The sequence below is a fragment of the Enterobacter cloacae complex sp. P47BA genome (assembly GCF_014930485.1).
GTDB classification, from domain to species: Bacteria; Pseudomonadota; Gammaproteobacteria; order Enterobacterales; family Enterobacteriaceae; genus Enterobacter; species Enterobacter bugandensis.
On the sequence record NZ_JADBRF010000020.1, the window covers coordinates 1 to 14437 of the forward strand.

General features: G+C 56.5%; 12 protein-coding genes and 1 pseudogene. 6 read left to right on the plus strand and 7 right to left on the minus strand.

Annotated features, from left to right (window positions below; genetic code table 11):
• Positions 1 to 654: 654 nt before the first annotated feature.
• Both IM299_RS23060 and IM299_RS18620 read left to right on the plus strand, forming a co-directional pair.
• Positions 655 to 837, plus strand: a pseudogene (locus IM299_RS23060) (hypothetical protein); the annotation flags it as partial.
• The gene (locus IM299_RS18620) at positions 798 to 1175 is read left to right on the plus strand and encodes a hypothetical protein (protein WP_305038819.1); all 378 of its coding nucleotides are present in this window, start codon (positions 798 to 800) and stop codon (positions 1173 to 1175) included. The pseudogene IM299_RS23060 and the gene IM299_RS18620, both read left to right, overlap by 40 nt.
• A 93-nt stretch (positions 1176 to 1268) precedes the next feature.
• On the opposite strand, the gene glyS is transcribed toward IM299_RS18620, so the two are convergent.
• The 3 genes from glyS to IM299_RS18635 form a co-directional block, all read right to left on the minus strand.
• The gene (gene glyS, locus IM299_RS18625; protein ID WP_028015075.1) at positions 1269 to 3338 is read right to left on the minus strand and encodes a glycine--tRNA ligase subunit beta; all 2070 of its coding nucleotides are present in this window, start codon (positions 3336 to 3338) and stop codon (positions 1269 to 1271) included.
• A 9-nt stretch (positions 3339 to 3347) separates the two neighbouring features.
• Positions 3348 to 4259 carry a glycine--tRNA ligase subunit alpha gene (gene glyQ / locus IM299_RS18630; protein ID WP_003860141.1) on the minus strand — a complete coding sequence of 304 codons (912 nt, stop codon included), beginning with the start codon at positions 4257 to 4259 and terminating at the stop codon, positions 3348 to 3350.
• Positions 4260 to 4419: 160 nt separating this feature from the next.
• Positions 4420 to 4725 carry a YsaB family lipoprotein gene (locus IM299_RS18635; protein WP_028015074.1) on the minus strand — a complete coding sequence of 102 codons (306 nt, stop codon included), beginning with the start codon at positions 4723 to 4725 and terminating at the stop codon, positions 4420 to 4422.
• A 182-nt stretch (positions 4726 to 4907) separates the two neighbouring features.
• Between IM299_RS18635 and IM299_RS18640 the strand changes: the two genes are divergently transcribed.
• On the plus strand, positions 4908 to 5903 hold the full coding sequence (locus IM299_RS18640; RefSeq protein ID WP_193357924.1) for an acyltransferase: 996 nt from the start codon (positions 4908 to 4910) through the stop codon (positions 5901 to 5903).
• On the opposite strand, the gene IM299_RS18645 is transcribed toward IM299_RS18640, so the two are convergent.
• From IM299_RS18645 to xylA, 4 genes are all read right to left on the minus strand, one after another.
• Positions 5896 to 6816: a GlxA family transcriptional regulator gene (locus tag IM299_RS18645; protein ID WP_193357925.1), complete on the minus strand. Its 921-nt coding sequence runs from the start codon at positions 6814 to 6816 to the stop codon at positions 5896 to 5898. The two genes, IM299_RS18640 and IM299_RS18645, sit on opposite strands and share 8 nt — an antisense overlap.
• Positions 6816 to 7355 (minus strand): isochorismatase family protein, encoded by a 540-nt coding sequence (locus IM299_RS18650; RefSeq protein ID WP_028015071.1) that lies wholly within the window; start codon positions 7353 to 7355, stop codon positions 6816 to 6818. The genes IM299_RS18645 and IM299_RS18650 overlap by 1 nt, the downstream gene beginning before the upstream one ends.
• 103 nt (positions 7356 to 7458) lie before the next feature.
• Complete coding sequence (gene xylB, locus IM299_RS18655) at positions 7459 to 8913, minus strand: xylulokinase (protein WP_193357926.1); 1455 nt, start codon at positions 8911 to 8913, stop codon at positions 7459 to 7461.
• A 61-nt stretch (positions 8914 to 8974) separates the two neighbouring features.
• Positions 8975 to 10297: a xylose isomerase gene (xylA, locus tag IM299_RS18660; protein WP_088204493.1), complete on the minus strand. Its 1323-nt coding sequence runs from the start codon at positions 10295 to 10297 to the stop codon at positions 8975 to 8977.
• Positions 10298 to 10668: 371 nt separating this feature from the next.
• On the opposite strand from xylA, the gene xylF reads away from it, so the two are divergent.
• The 3 genes from xylF to xylH all read left to right on the plus strand — a co-directional run bounded on the left by xylF (position 10669) and on the right by xylH (position 14434).
• Positions 10669 to 11661 carry a D-xylose ABC transporter substrate-binding protein gene (gene xylF, locus IM299_RS18665; protein ID WP_193357927.1) on the plus strand — a complete coding sequence of 331 codons (993 nt, stop codon included), beginning with the start codon at positions 10669 to 10671 and terminating at the stop codon, positions 11659 to 11661.
• Positions 11662 to 11733: 72 nt separating this feature from the next.
• Positions 11734 to 13275 (plus strand): xylose ABC transporter ATP-binding protein, encoded by a 1542-nt coding sequence (locus tag IM299_RS18670; RefSeq protein WP_063155184.1) that lies wholly within the window; start codon positions 11734 to 11736, stop codon positions 13273 to 13275.
• Entirely contained in the window at positions 13253 to 14434 is a 1182-nt protein-coding gene (gene xylH, locus IM299_RS18675) for a xylose ABC transporter permease XylH (RefSeq protein WP_041911621.1), read from the plus strand. Before IM299_RS18670 ends, xylH begins: the two co-directional genes overlap by 23 nt.
• The last annotated feature ends 3 nt before the right edge of the window (positions 14435 to 14437 follow it).

Genomic DNA, 14437 nt, shown 5'->3' on the forward strand with positions numbered 1-14437 from the left:
AGGATGTTAAAAAGTGTTCACCATGTCCCCGAACACCTGTCTACCATGTCCCCGGACTGTACAGAGGGAGAGGGCTGGGGTGAGGGGAAGCATACGACTCTGGTGGTCATTCCATTCACTTTATGTTCCTTGCTACTCTGTAACGACAATACCCGTGAACGTGCCAGGGTGGCTCAGTCGCCACCACCCTGGCTACCCGGGCTCCCGGCAGTAAATCGCCGCTACGCGGTACCTTCGGCTTATTCCTTCCGGCTTATCGGGGACGGGCTGAGGTAACATCCCTGTAAAGCCCGCCCTCTCGGCGCATCCATGCGCCTCGCCCCGGCCTGCAGGAAACGCCTCAGCGATTTACACCCGGACCATAGCGTCGCTGTAAGACCTCTGCCCACAGTATGCTTTTCATTGCGGTAATTTTGCGAGTCTCTTTCCAGAAATGGTAATATCCTCAGTGGCATAGCTCAAATCTATTGCCGCCTGTTTTGATGAGCAGTAAGTTCTCTTTGCACCTGCAAAATCAGGTGCCGGGTTTAGCATCCTGGCTTATCTTATCGGCGGCACATTATGTGCAGCATGCTTTGCTACATCTCAATGGTGGGCTGAGCAGGGGCATCGAAAGATGCGCCGGTATCCGATAAGGCCGGTAATGCTAACTCTGTTCAGTCCACCACCAGCGAAGTTAGCATTTCCGGTGGTGGAAGCTTTATCACTTATCGGAGGCTGCCAATATGGCTACTACCCCAACCCAAGCTCATTCTTTATTCACCCTGCCCTTCAACCACGCCACCGACTTCACCGAACTGGCGGATAACTGCGAACGTTTTACCGACGCACTGGTAGATTGCGAAGAACCCGCCCCAAAAATGGCGCTTTACGGCAGACTTTATGCCTGTCTGAATCTTCTGCAACCCACGCTTCTGGAACCTGTTCCGGACGCTTTAAAAGCCAGCCTGACCGTGAAGGAACTCCCGTCACGCGTTCCGACTTTCGAACCCGAATGCGATCAGCTGGGGCGCTACTGTCAGGAGCTTACGCAGATGCTGATGAACGGCTCACTGTCGCGACAATCTGAAATCGTGATGGAAGATTTGCTGTGCGAGCTGGTCAGCTACTTTGCTGATACGCTGAAGGCACCGCGCTGGCTGCAGACAGACGAAGGCACAATCGCGATCGGCTAAACCTGCCGGATGGCGCTGCGCTTATCCGGTCTACAAAAGACCCATAAAAAAACCCGCCGAAGCGGGTTTTTAGCATGTGTTACAACAGGCACATTACTGCAACAGCGAAATATCCGCCACGCGCAGGAACAGCTCGCGCAGTTTTTCGAGCATGGAGAGACGGTTAATACGCAGTTCTTTATCTTCTACGTTCACCATCACTTTCTCGAAGAAGGCGTCGATAACGTCACGCAGCTCCGCCAGCTCAACCAGCGCTTCCTGGTAACGACCTTCCGCGAAGTACGGCTCGAGCTTGTCGCGCAGCACCACAACCTGCATCGCCAGAGCGATCTCTTCCGGCTCTTTCAGCGTCGCGGCGTTTACGCGCTCGTTCAGCGTCTCGTCGGATTTCGCCAGGATGTTGGATACACGCTTGTTGGCCGCCGCCAGAGCAGATGCCGCTTCCAGCGTACGGAAGTGGGAAACCGCCTTCATACGCGCATCGAAATCAGCCGGACGGGTTGGACGACGCGCCAGCACCGCCTGAATGGTGTCGACGGTGTAACCTTCGTCCTGATACCACGCGCGGAAACGGCCGAGCATAAAGTCGATCACGTCATCCACAACGTTCGCGTTGGTCAGCTTGTCGCCGTACAGACGCACCGCTTCTTCGGTCAGGGTCTGCAGATCAAGGTTCAGGTTCTTCTCAACGATGATGCGCAGCACGCCCAGCGCGGCACGACGCAGCGCAAACGGGTCTTTATCGCCTTTCGGATGCTGGCCGATGCCGAAGATACCCGCCAGGGTGTCCATCTTATCGGCAATCGCTACAGCGCAGGCAACCGGGTTGGACGGCAGATCGTCGCCCGCAAAGCGCGGCTGATACTGCTCGTTCAGAGCTACGGCCACGTCTTCCGCTTCGCCATCGTGACGCGCGTAGTGCATGCCCATTACGCCCTGGGTGTCGGTGAATTCGAACACCATGTTGGTCATCAGGTCGCATTTGGAAAGCAGGCCCGCGCGGGTCGCGTGGTTAACGTCGGCACCGATTTCACGGGCGATCCAGCCGGACAGCTCCGCGATACGGTCGGTTTTGTCGCGCAGCGTACCCAGCTGCTGCTGGAACAGCACGGTCTGCAGGCGCGGCAGGTTATCTTCCAGACGCTTTTTACGGTCGGTATTGAAGAAGAACTCGGCATCCGCCAGACGCGGGCGCACCACTTTCTCGTTACCGGAGATAATCTGGCTCGGATCTTTCGATTCGATGTTCGCCACGAAGATGAAGTTTGGCAGCAGCTTGCCGTCGTTGGCGTAAACCGGGAAGTACTTCTGGTCACCCTTCATGGTGTAAACCAGCGCTTCTGCCGGAACGGCCAGGAATTTCTCTTCGAATTTCGCGGTCAGCACAACCGGCCATTCCACCAGAGAAGTGACCTCTTCCAGCAGGCTGTCGCTCAGGTCGGCATTACCGCCAATCTTACGCGCCGCTTCTTCCGCGTCCGCTTTAATTTTGGCTTTACGCTGTTCGTAGTCGGCAATCACTTTACCGCGCTCAAGCAGGATCTGCGGGTACTGGTCGGCATTGTCGATGGTGAACTCTGGCTCGCCCATAAAGCGGTGGCCGCGGATCACGCGATCGGACGCCACGCCCAGAATGGTCGCCGGAATAACGGTGTCGCCCAGCAGCAGGGTCACGGTGTGTACCGGACGCACGAAGTGTACGTCAGACGCGCCCCAGCGCATCAGCTTAGGAATCGGCAGCTTCGCCAGAGAAGTGGCGATCATGTTTGGCAGCAGCGCTTCCGCGCTTTCGCCTTTCACGTGGGCACGATACAGCAGCCATTCGCCTTTATCCGTGGTCAGACGCTCGGCCTGATCAACGGTGATGCCGCAGCCGCGCGCCCAACCTTCGGCAGCCTTGCTTGGCTTGCCTTCCGCGTCAAACGCCTGGGCAATCGCCGGGCCACGTTTTTCAACTTCACGATCCGGCTGAGACGCCGCCAGATTTGCCACTTTCAGCGCCAGACGACGCGGCGCGGCAAACCACTCAATTTTACCGTGCGCCAGGCCAGCGTTATCCAGCTCGGCGGTCACGTTCGCAGCAAAAGATTCAGCCAGGCTGCGCAGGGCTTTTGGTGGCAGCTCTTCGGTGCCAATTTCCACCAGGAAAGTTTTCTCAGACATGGCCGCCTCTTATTTGTTTCGGTTGCACATCGGGAAGCCAAGGGCTTCACGGGACGCGTAGTAAGCTTCTGCAACGGCTTTGGTCAGGGTACGAATACGCAGAATGTAGCGCTGACGTTCAGTTACGGAGATCGCTTTGCGGGCGTCCAGCAGGTTGAAGCTGTGGGCGGCCTTCAGAATACGCTCGTAGGCAGGCAGCGGCAGTGGAGTTTCCAGCGCCAGCAGCTGCTGGGCTTCTTTCTCGTACTGCTCGAAACAGGTGAAAAGGAAGTCCACGTCCGCGTATTCGAAGTTATAGGTGGATTGCTCCACTTCGTTCTGATGGAACACGTCACCGTAGGTGGTTTTACCCAGCGGGCCGTCGCTCCAGACCAGGTCGTAAACGCTGTCTACGCCCTGAATGTACATTGCCAGACGTTCCAGACCGTAGGTGATTTCACCGGTGATCGGCTTACATTCCAGACCACCGACCTGCTGGAAGTAGGTGAACTGGGTCACTTCCATGCCGTTCAGCCACACTTCCCAACCGAGACCCCAGGCACCCAGCGTTGGGTTTTCCCAGTTGTCTTCCACGAAACGGATGTCGTGGATGGTTGGATCCATACCCAGCTCTTTCAGCGACCCGAGATACAGTTCCTGAATGTTGTCGGGTGATGGCTTAATCACCACCTGGAACTGATAGTAATGCTGCAGACGGTTCGGGTTTTCACCGTAACGACCATCGGTCGGACGACGGGAAGGCTGCACATACGCGGTCGCCATTGGCTCTGGGCCCAACGCGCGCAGGCTGGTCATCGGGTGTGAAGTGCCGGCGCCGACTTCCATGTCCAAAGGTTGAACAATGGTACAGCCCTGACGAGCCCAGTAATCCTGTAAGGTCAGGATCAGGCCCTGGAAGGTCTTGGTATCAAACTTTTGCATAGTATTTCGTGCTGGATACGTGTGGTTTTAAATGGAAGGGACCAGTATACCCGCTGGCTGCAAGATATACAGTACGAAACGGGGTTGTTTAGGGAAAATTGGGAAATAAGCCTTCCGGCCAGAACGCTGGCGGCGTCTGGTTGTTGATTATGCGAGCAGGCTAGCGCATGGAGAGATGTAAAAACTGACCGTCCGCATCAAACGAGCAGACAAAGCCCTCTTTACGCGCAGTATACCCTCTAAGCTCATAGCTGCCCTGAAAGCGCTCGAATCCGATGACGTTAATTTTCTGAACGTCCGAGTTATAGCGCCGAGCGGCCCGCTCTTTACAGAGCGCTTCCATATTCAGCGAACGCTCCGGGCTTATTTTTCCCTGCTGCGCTTTTTGCACGGGGACTTCCTGTGGCGCACTGCATCCTGCCAGCATCAACAGCAGAAAGAGTGATGCCACACGCTTCATCATCATTTTTATTACCGTCCTGGTCAGCGGCTGTTATTTTTAATATCAACACTTTTATAGATTAAGGTCTGCCATTCTGCGAATCTCGCGGTCTCCCGGCAAGCCTGCGCATAAAACTCAGAATTTTCCAAACGAAGACTTTTGGACAATGGGAGTCCCACTCACTTTACAGGGAATACGAGGAACTGATGCCGTCAAAAATTAACTGGATTGATAACCTGCGCGGAATAGCGTGTCTGATGGTGGTCATGATCCACACGACGACCTGGTATGTCACGAATGCCCACAGCATCAGCCCCGTTAACTGGGATATTGCCAATATCCTCAACTCCGCGTCGCGCGTCAGCGTGCCGCTGTTTTTTATGATTTCCGGCTTTCTCTTTTTTGGCGAGCGTAGCGCGCAGCCGAGGCACTTCATCCGCATCGCGGCCTGTCTGGGGTTCTACAGCGCCGTTGCCCTGCTCTATATCACCCTGTTTACCTCCATTAACGCCGGGTTATCCCTCAAATATTTGCTGCAAAAACCGGTTTTCTACCACCTGTGGTTCTTCTTCGCCATCATCGTTATCTATCTGGTCTCTCCGCTCATTCAGGTGAAAAACGTCAGCGGGAAAATGCTTCTGGCCCTGATGGTGGTGATTGGCATTGTCGCCAACCCGAACACGGTTTCGCAGAAAATCGACGGTTTCGAATGGTTGCCGGTAAATCTCTATATCAACGGCGACACCTTTTACTACGTGCTTTACGGCATGCTGGGGCGCGCCATCGGGATGATGGACACGCAAAAGCGCGGTCTGAACTGGCTCTGCGGAGCGCTGTTTATCGCCGGCGTGGCGGTGATTTCACGCGGGACGCTACATGAGCTTCAGTGGCGCGGCAATTTTGCCGATACCTGGTATCTGTATTGCGGGCCGATGGTCTTTATCTGTGCCGTATCGCTGCTCACGCTCGTTAAAAACACCCTGAATGCGCGTCCCCATCCCGTGCTGGGCTTTATCTCGCGGCACTCGCTGGGAATTTACGGTTTTCACGCGCTGGTGATCCACGCCCTGCGAACAAGGGGCGTTGAGCTCAAAAGCTGGCCGGTGCTGGATATCGTCTGGATTTTTGCCGCTACGCTGGTTATCAGCCTGCTGCTGTCGATGCTGCTGCAAAAAATAGATACCCGCCGCTTCGTCAGTTAACGCGTCGCTGCCGGGCGCGGTGGTACTGGCGCGGGGAGGAGAAGCCTGCCGCCAGCGAGGCCTGTTCCACGCCGCGCCCCTGCATCAGCCACTGCTCCGCCACCGCCAGACGCAGCTGCTCCAGATAATCGCGGACGCTAATCCCTAAATGCGTCTGGAAAAGCCGGGTGAGATGGCGCGGGCTGACGTGCGCCAGTGCGGCGATATCAGGCAAGCTCCACGTTTTTTGCGGCTCGGCGGTGAGCGCATCCTGCGCCCGATGGATCGCCGGATGAAGATGATTGCGGTAGCGCAGCCACGGGGAGAGCTGGGGATCGTCACCGGAACGGCGGAACCAGACCACCATCTCGCGCGCCACGGCCAGCGCCTTTTCGGGACCGCACAGGCGGTTAATCATATGCAGCGCCAGATCGATGCCCGACGTGATCCCCGCGCTGGTCCAGATATTCTCGTCCTGTACAAAGATGCGGTTTTCTTTAATCGTCGCCGTGGGAGCCACAGTGCGTAAACGGCTGATAACGTCATGGTGGGTTGTGCACTGTTTGTTATTCAGCAGGCCCGATTTCGCCGCCAGCAGCGCACCAGAACAGACGCACATCACCGTGATATCCCGGCGCTGAATGACCGGCTGCAGGCGCATTAGCCAGTGCTGGATCTGCTGCGCCTGCGGCGTTGAGAACTGAGCGCGGGAGTCGCTCACCCCCGGCAGGACCAGCAGACTCCCTGGAGGCAGACTTTCCGGCAACGGCTGGATGCCGCCCATCGTCAGGCCTATCGACGTCGGCACGTCCGGTTGCGGCCCAATGTAATGCAGACGAAACGCGTCGCCAGCCAGCACAAAGGTCTCCGCCGGGCCTGACATATCCAGTGCCAGTACCCCGGGTAACATCACGAACCAGACGTCGATGCGCATTACAGTGACTCCAGCGTCTCCGCTACCGTTTTAATTTCGGCAAAACGCCCGGCCAGTACCGTCTCGGTACGATGGCGAATTTCCGCTGCGCTCAGGGTAATGCCCTTGTACATCATGGGAAACGTCAGCGTTGCCTCGCTCACAAACGTCACAGCATAACCCAGATCGGATGCTACCCGAGCGGTGGTTTCACAGCATTGTTCCGTGCGAATGCCGCAGATGATCAGCTGGTTGATATCACGCTCGCGCAGCCAGCGGTCAAGCCCGGTATCCGTGAAGGCATTATGGACGTGTTTCTGGAAAACCACATCCGGCTGATGACGCAAAAAGGCCATCGGTTTGACATAGCCGCTTTGCAGCGTGAAGGGGCCGTCTTCATCCACATGAAAAATATCAACGACTGGAATACCGCGCGCCTGGCAGCCTTCAATCAGCCCCAGCATCGCCTGCTGAAAGGCAGGAATGTCGCCCTCCTGCCAGTAAGGGCGATGATGGAAGGACTGCTGAGTATCAATATTGATGAGTGCAATGCGTGACATGATAAATCTCCTCGCCAGTGGGTGTGTCACCATACTGGCAAGGAAAGAGAGGCACGCACAGACCAAAAAAGGACATCCTCGTGCCTCTGTCGGACAAGCGAGTTTATGACATCAGCGGCAGCAGCTGCTGATAGATTTTGCGGAACACCTCGCGCCTTTCTGCATAACGGGCATGTCCTGCCGCGTCAGGCACATGCGCCTGTTCAAGCGTAAGCTGCGGCAGCAGTTGCGAAAGCGGCTTTTCCGGGTTCATAGCGATCTGCGCCAGACGCGCGGCGCCGAGCGCGGGGCCAACATCCCCTCCCGTGCGGAAATCCAGCTGCAACCCGCTGATATCCGCCAGCATCTGTCGCCAGTAAGGGCTTCGCGCGCCGCCGCCAATCAGGGTGACGCTCGCCGGTTTCAGGCCGCAGTCGTGCACCACATCCATTCCGTCGGCCAGCGCATACCCCACACCTTCCAGAACCGCACGCGCCAGCTCTGCCGGGCCGTGCTGATGGGTTAGGCCAAAGAATACCCCTTTCGCTTCCGGGTTGTTGTGCGGCGTACGCTCGCCAGAAAGATAGGGTAAAAACCAGACGGTACTCGCCGCGTCATCCGCTTGCTGCGCTGCCGCAATGAGTGCCGGAACGTCCGCCATGCCGGTAAGCTTCGCCGCCCAGTCCAGGCAGGATGCCGCGCTCAGCATCACCGACATCAAATGCCATTTTCCCGGAAGCGCATGACAGAAACTGTGCACAGCGCTTTCGGGATTGCTGCGATAGCCGTCGCTGACGGCAAAATAGACCCCAGAGGTTCCCAGCGACAGCATCGCCTGCCCCGCCTCAACCATCCCGACACCCACGGCACCCGCCGCGTTATCGCCGCCCCCGGCCACCACCGGTACGGCAGGCATATTCCAGCGTTCCGCAACGTCTGGCAGCAGCGTACCCGTCACCTCACAGCCTTCGAACAGCGCGGGCATATGTTCCCGGGTCAGATGGCAGGCATCCAGCATCGCCTCGCTCCAGTCGCGTTTCGCCACGTCGAGCCACATCGTGCCTGCGGCATCGGACATGTCGCTGGCGAAATCGCCCGTCATACGAAAGCGCAGATAGTCTTTTGGCAACAGGGCTTTCGCCACCTGACGGAAAATCTCCGGCTCGTGGCGCTGTACCCACAAAAGTTTTGGTGCGGTGAAGCCCGGCATCATCAGGTTGCCCGTAATCTCGCGGGACGTGGGCACACGCGCTTCAAGGATTGCGCACTCTTCCGCACAGCGGCCATCGTTCCAGAGAATAGCCGGGCGCAGAACGCGATGCTGGCTATCCAGCAACGTTGCACCATGCATTTGTCCGGCAATGCCCAGCGCTTTCACGTCGCGCAGGCTGTGCTGCTCGCCTAAGGCTTTCATCGCGCGATCCGTCGCCTGCCACCACTGCTCCGGGTCCTGCTCCGACCACAGCGGATGCGGGCGTGAAACCTGCAGCTTTTCAGTCTGCGTTGCTAACACGTCGCCCTGCTCGCTTAACAGGATGGCTTTCACACCCGATGTGCCAAGATCGATCCCGATATACATTGTGGTGACTCCTTTGACAGAAATGCCCGGTGGCGCTTCCGCTTACCGGGCCTGGATGCTGTTATTTATCGAACAGGTAGTGATTAACCAGGTTTTCCAGCAGTTCCTGATGCCCGCTCTGGTGCTGCGGCGCCAGCTGCTGTTGTTCAGCGTACTTCGCGATGTCCGCAAGCGATAACTGACCCTTCAAAATTTGCTGGCCCAGCTCACTGTTCCAGCCGCTGTAGCGCTTCGCCACGCGCTTATCCAGCTCGCCGTCTTCAATCATACGCGCCGCCACTTTCAGCGCCAGCGCCATGGTGTCCATCGCGCCAATGTGGCCGTAGAACAGATCGTATTTGTCGGTGCTCTGGCGACGCACCTTGGCGTCAAAGTTAAGGCCGCCGGTGGTGAAACCGCCCGCTTTGACGATCTCATACATCACCAGCGCATTCTCTTCCACGCTGTTCGGGAACTGGTCGGTATCCCAGCCCAGCTGCGGATCGCCGCGGTTCGCATCTACCGATCCGAAGATGCCCAGCGCAATCGCAGAGGCAATTTCGTGATGGAATGAGTGGCCCGCCAGGGTAGCGTGGTTAGCCTCAATATTCACTTTGATCTCTTTTTCCAGACCAAACTGCTTCAGGAAGCCATACACGGTGGCGACATCGTAGTCGTACTGATGCTTGGTTGGTTCCTGCGGTTTAGGCTCGATCAGCAGCGTGCCGCGGAAGCCGATTTTGTGCTTATGGTCGACAACCATCTGCATAAAGCGGCCAATCTGCTCGCGCTCCTGGCGCAGGTCGGTATTGAGCAGGGTTTCATAGCCTTCACGGCCGCCCCACAGGACATAGTTTTCGCCGCCCAGCTGATGCGTAGCGTTCATTGCCGTCACCACCTGCGTAGCCGCCCAGCTAAACACTTCCGGATCCGGGTTGGTGGCCGCACCCGCACCGTAGCGTGGGTTGGTGAAGCAGTTTGCCGTACCCCAGAGCAGCTTCACGCCGCTTTGCTGCTGTTTTTCTGCCAGCACGTCCACCATCTGCGCAAAATTGTTCAGGTACTCTTTCAGCGACGCCCCTTCCGGCGATACGTCAACATCATGGAAGCAGTAGTACGGCACGTTCAGCTTGTGGAAGAACTCAAACGCCACGTCGGCTTTGCGTTTCGCCAGCTCGATGGCCTCACCCGGCTGTTGCCACGGACGGTCAAAGGAACCCACGCCGAACATATCGGCGCCGTTCCAGCAGAAGGTATGCCAGTAACAGGCGGCAAAGCGCAGATGATCTTCCATGCGCTTACCCAGCACCAGCTCATCCGGATTGTAGTGACGAAATGCTAAAGGATTGGTCGTTTTTGGGCCTTCGTAACGAACACGATCGAGTTGGTCGAAATAAGCTTGCATATTGAGCTCCATAATCAGGGTATGCGGCGAGTCGTTGATACAGGAGTAATAGTGAATAGACATTTTGGGTTGCTCAATTACGTTATTTCACACTGCTATTGAGAGAATGCACAACTGTGCGCTGGCTCGCAAAATAATGCGCAGACAAACTATTTTTCGGCGCGCATTCCAGAATCAAATGTAATTAAGGCGTTACGAATTTTAAAATCCGATCGCGGTCATAAATTCAGAAATAAACCAAATATCGTAATGAGAAGATAAAAATCTGTAATTGCCAGCCCGCCTTTCCGCGTTAAAAATTTGCTGCGACCCAGCAGTGAATGTTTCTTTTATCTCAGCAACACATACCCCTACAAAAAGGCCTAATAATTATGAAGATAAAGAACCTGACCCTAACGCTCTGCACTACGCTCCTCCTTGTAAGCTTTGCAGGGCATGCCAAGGAGGTCAAAATTGGCATGGCGATTGATGACCTGCGTCTGGAGCGCTGGCAAAAAGATCGCGATATTTTTGTGAAAAAAGCGGCATCACTCGGTGCGAATGTGTTTGTTCAGTCGGCTAACGGCAATGAAGAAACGCAAATGTCGCAGATCGAGAATATGATCAACCGGGGAGTCGATGTTCTGGTCATTATCCCTTATAACGGCCAGGTATTAAGTAACGTGGTGAAAGAAGCGAAGCAGGAAGGCATAAAAGTTCTCGCTTATGACCGCATGATTAATAACGCCGATATTGATTATTATATTTCCTTCGACAATGAAAAAGTGGGCGAATTACAGGCGCAAAGCCTGATCGACAAAGTGCCTCAAGGCAATTATTTCCTGATGGGCGGTTCGCCGGTGGATAACAACGCCAAACTGTTCCGCGAAGGGCAAATGAAGGTCCTTAAGCCGTACATCAACAGCGGCAAAATTAAGGTGGTCGGCGATCAGTGGGCCGACGGATGGTTACCAGAAAATGCCCTGAAGATTATGGAAAATGCGCTGACGGCCAATAACAACAAAATTGATGCTGTCGTGGCCTCCAACGATGCCACAGCAGGCGGGGCTATTCAGGCTCTGAGTGCCCAGGGACTGGCCGGTAAAGTCGCGATTTCTGGTCAGGATGCCGACCTGGCGGGCGTAAAACGCATTATCGCAGGTACTCAGACCATGACGGTCTACAAACCGATTACCGAACTTGCCAATACGGCGGCGGAAATTGCCGTTGAGCTGGGCAACGGTAAGCAACCTAAAGCAGATGCAACGCTGAATAACGGCCTGAAAGACGTTCCGGCTCGCCTGCTCACGCCAATTGAAGTCAATAAAGAGAACATTGACGCCACCGTTATTAAAGACGGTTTCCACAAGAAGAGCGAACTGTAATCCGGCGCTGCCCCTGCTCTGCGGGGGCGCATCACGTTGTACTGTTCTTCCCTCGGGTTATGTGGAGCAGTTATGCCTTATTTACTTGAAATGAAAAGCATCACCAAGCGCTTCGGCGCGGTGAAAGCCGTCGACAACGTCAGTCTCCGGTTGAACCCTGGCGAAGTGGTTTCGCTGTGTGGCGAGAATGGTTCGGGCAAATCAACGCTGATGAAAGTCCTGTGTGGGATCTACCCGCACGGCAGTTACGAAGGCGAAATTGTCTTTGCTGGTGAAGTCATCCAGGCGACGCACATTCGCGACACCGAACGTAAAGGCATCGCCATCATCCACCAGGAGCTGGCGCTGGTGAAACATCTCACCGTGCTGGAGAACATCTTCCTCGGAGCCGAGATTTCCCGCCACGGCGTGCTGGATTACGACACCATGACGCTCCGCTGTGAAAAGCTGCTGGCGCAGGTGAGCCTCAACATTTCACCGGATACCCGCGTGGGCGATCTGGGGCTGGGGCAACAGCAGCTGGTCGAAATTGCGAAGGCGCTGAATAAACAGGTCAGGCTGCTGATCCTCGATGAGCCAACGGCGTCGCTCACCGAACAGGAAACTGCGGTTCTGCTCAATATCATCCGCGATCTGCAAAACCACGGTATCGCCTGCATCTACATTTCGCACAAGCTGAACGAGGTAAAAGCCATTTCAGACACCATCTGCGTGATCCGCGACGGGCAACACATCGGCACGCGTGAAGCTGCGGGCATGAGTGAAGATGACATCATCACCATGATGGTGGGCCGCGAACTGACCGCGCTCTACCCGAATGAGCCCCACACTAAGGGCGATGAAGTGCTGCGCGTGGAAAACCTGACCGCGTGGCACCCCGTTAACCGCCACATTAAGCGGGTCAATAACGTTTCGTTTTCCCTTCACAGCGGCGAAATTCTTGGGATTGCTGGGCTCGTCGGTGCCGGGCGCACCGAAGCCGTGCAGTGCCTGTTTGGCGTGTGGCCAGGGCGCTGGGAGGGCACGATATATATAGACGGCCAGCCCGTGAGAATCGACAACTGCCAGCAGGCGATTGCCCGCGGCATTGCCATGGTTCCGGAAGACCGCAAAAAAGACGGCATCGTACCGGTCATGGCGGTGGGTAAAAACATCACCCTTGCGGCACTCGATCGGTTCTCCGGCGCGCTGAGCAGCCTGGATGATGCCGCCGAGCAGCAGTGCATCCTCCAGTCGCTTGCCCGGCTGAAGGTCAAAACCTCCTCACCGGAACTGGCGATTGGCCGACTGAGCGGTGGTAACCAGCAGAAGGCGATTCTGGCGCGCTGTCTGCTCCTCAATCCACGCATATTAATCCTTGATGAGCCGACGCGCGGGATCGATATCGGTGCCAAATACGAAATCTACAAACTGATTAATCAGCTTGTACAGCAAGGGATTGCCGTCATTGTCATCTCGTCTGAGTTACCCGAAGTGCTCGGCCTGAGCGACCGCGTGCTGGTCATGCACGAGGGGAAACTGAAAGCCAACCTGATTAACCAGAACCTGACGCAGGAGCAGGTGATGGAAGCCGCTTTAAGGAGCGAACGTCATGTCGAAAAGCAATCCGTCTGATATCAAAGTCGCTGTTCCGACGCCCGGCGCGTTCGCGGGGCTAAAAGCGCTGAACCTGCAGGTTTTCGTGATGATCGCGGCGATTATCGTCATCATGCTGTTCTTCACGTGGATGACGGATGGCTCGTACTTAAGCGCGCGTAACGTCTCAAACCTGCTCCGCCAGACCGCCATCACCGGCATCCTGGCCGTGGGCATGGTGTTCGTGATCATCTCTGCGGAAATCGACCTGTCGGTCGGGTCGATGATGGGTCTTCTCGGCGGCGTGGCGGCCATTTTTGACGTCTGGCTCGGCTGGCCGCTGCCGCTGACCGTGGCGGTGACGCTGGTACTGGGGCTGGTTTTAGGGGCCTGGAACGGCTGGTGGGTTGCCTATCGGAAGGTGCCATCGTTCATCGTCACCCTGGCGGGAATGCTGGCCTTCCGCGGGATCCTGATCGGTATCACCAACGGCACGACCGTCTCCCCGACCAGCGCGGCGATGTCGCAAATTGGCCAGAGTTACCTCTCGGACAGCATAGGCTTTACGATCGGCGTGGTGGGACTGCTGGCGTTTGTCGCGTGGCAGTGGCGTGGACGTATGCGCCGTCAGGCGCTGGGTCTTGCGTCGCCAGCGTCAACGTCCGTGGTAGGACGTCAGGCGCTGACGGCGGTCATTGTGCTGGGCGCCATCTGGCTTCTTAACGACTATCGCGGCGTTCCGACGCCGGTACTGCTGCTGGCGTTGTTACTGCTCGGCGGCATGTTTATGGCGACGCGCACCGCGTTTGGCCGTCGTATTTATGCCATCGGCGGCAACCTTGAAGCTGCTCGCCTGTCGGGTATTAACGTCGAACGTACCAAGCTGGCGGTTTTCGCCATTAACGGCCTGATGGTCGCTATCGCCGGGTTGATCCTCAGCTCGCGTCTGGGGGCAGGCTCTCCTTCCGCCGGTAACATCGCCGAGCTGGATGCTATCGCTGCCTGCGTCATCGGTGGCACCAGCCTCGCAGGCGGTATCGGTAGCGTGGCGGGCGCGGTCATGGGGGCATTTATCATGGCGTCGTTGGATAACGGGATGAGTATGATGGACGTCCCGACGTTTTGGCAGTATATCGTCAAGGGGGCCATTCTTTTACTGGCAGTCTGGATGGACTCTGCCACCAAGCGACGAGCCTGATAA

Coding starts and splice junctions, on each gene's coding strand:
- glyS (WP_028015075.1), bottom strand. CDS start 3,338: ATGTCTGAGAAAACTTTCCTGGTGGAAATTGGCACCGAAGAGCTGCCA.
- glyQ (WP_003860141.1), bottom strand. CDS start 4,259: ATGCAAAAGTTTGATACCAAGACCTTCCAGGGCCTGATCCTGACCTTA.
- IM299_RS18635 (WP_028015074.1), bottom strand. CDS start 4,725: ATGATGATGAAGCGTGTGGCATCACTCTTTCTGCTGTTGATGCTGGCA.
- IM299_RS18640 (WP_193357924.1), top strand. CDS start 4,908: ATGCCGTCAAAAATTAACTGGATTGATAACCTGCGCGGAATAGCGTGT.
- IM299_RS18645 (WP_193357925.1), bottom strand. CDS start 6,816: ATGCGCATCGACGTCTGGTTCGTGATGTTACCCGGGGTACTGGCACTG.
- IM299_RS18650 (WP_028015071.1), bottom strand. CDS start 7,355: ATGTCACGCATTGCACTCATCAATATTGATACTCAGCAGTCCTTCCAT.
- xylB (WP_193357926.1), bottom strand. CDS start 8,913: ATGTATATCGGGATCGATCTTGGCACATCGGGTGTGAAAGCCATCCTG.
- xylA (WP_088204493.1), bottom strand. CDS start 10,297: ATGCAAGCTTATTTCGACCAACTCGATCGTGTTCGTTACGAAGGCCCA.
- xylF (WP_193357927.1), top strand. CDS start 10,669: ATGAAGATAAAGAACCTGACCCTAACGCTCTGCACTACGCTCCTCCTT.
- IM299_RS18670 (WP_063155184.1), top strand. CDS start 11,734: ATGCCTTATTTACTTGAAATGAAAAGCATCACCAAGCGCTTCGGCGCG.
- xylH (WP_041911621.1), top strand. CDS start 13,253: ATGTCGAAAAGCAATCCGTCTGATATCAAAGTCGCTGTTCCGACGCCC.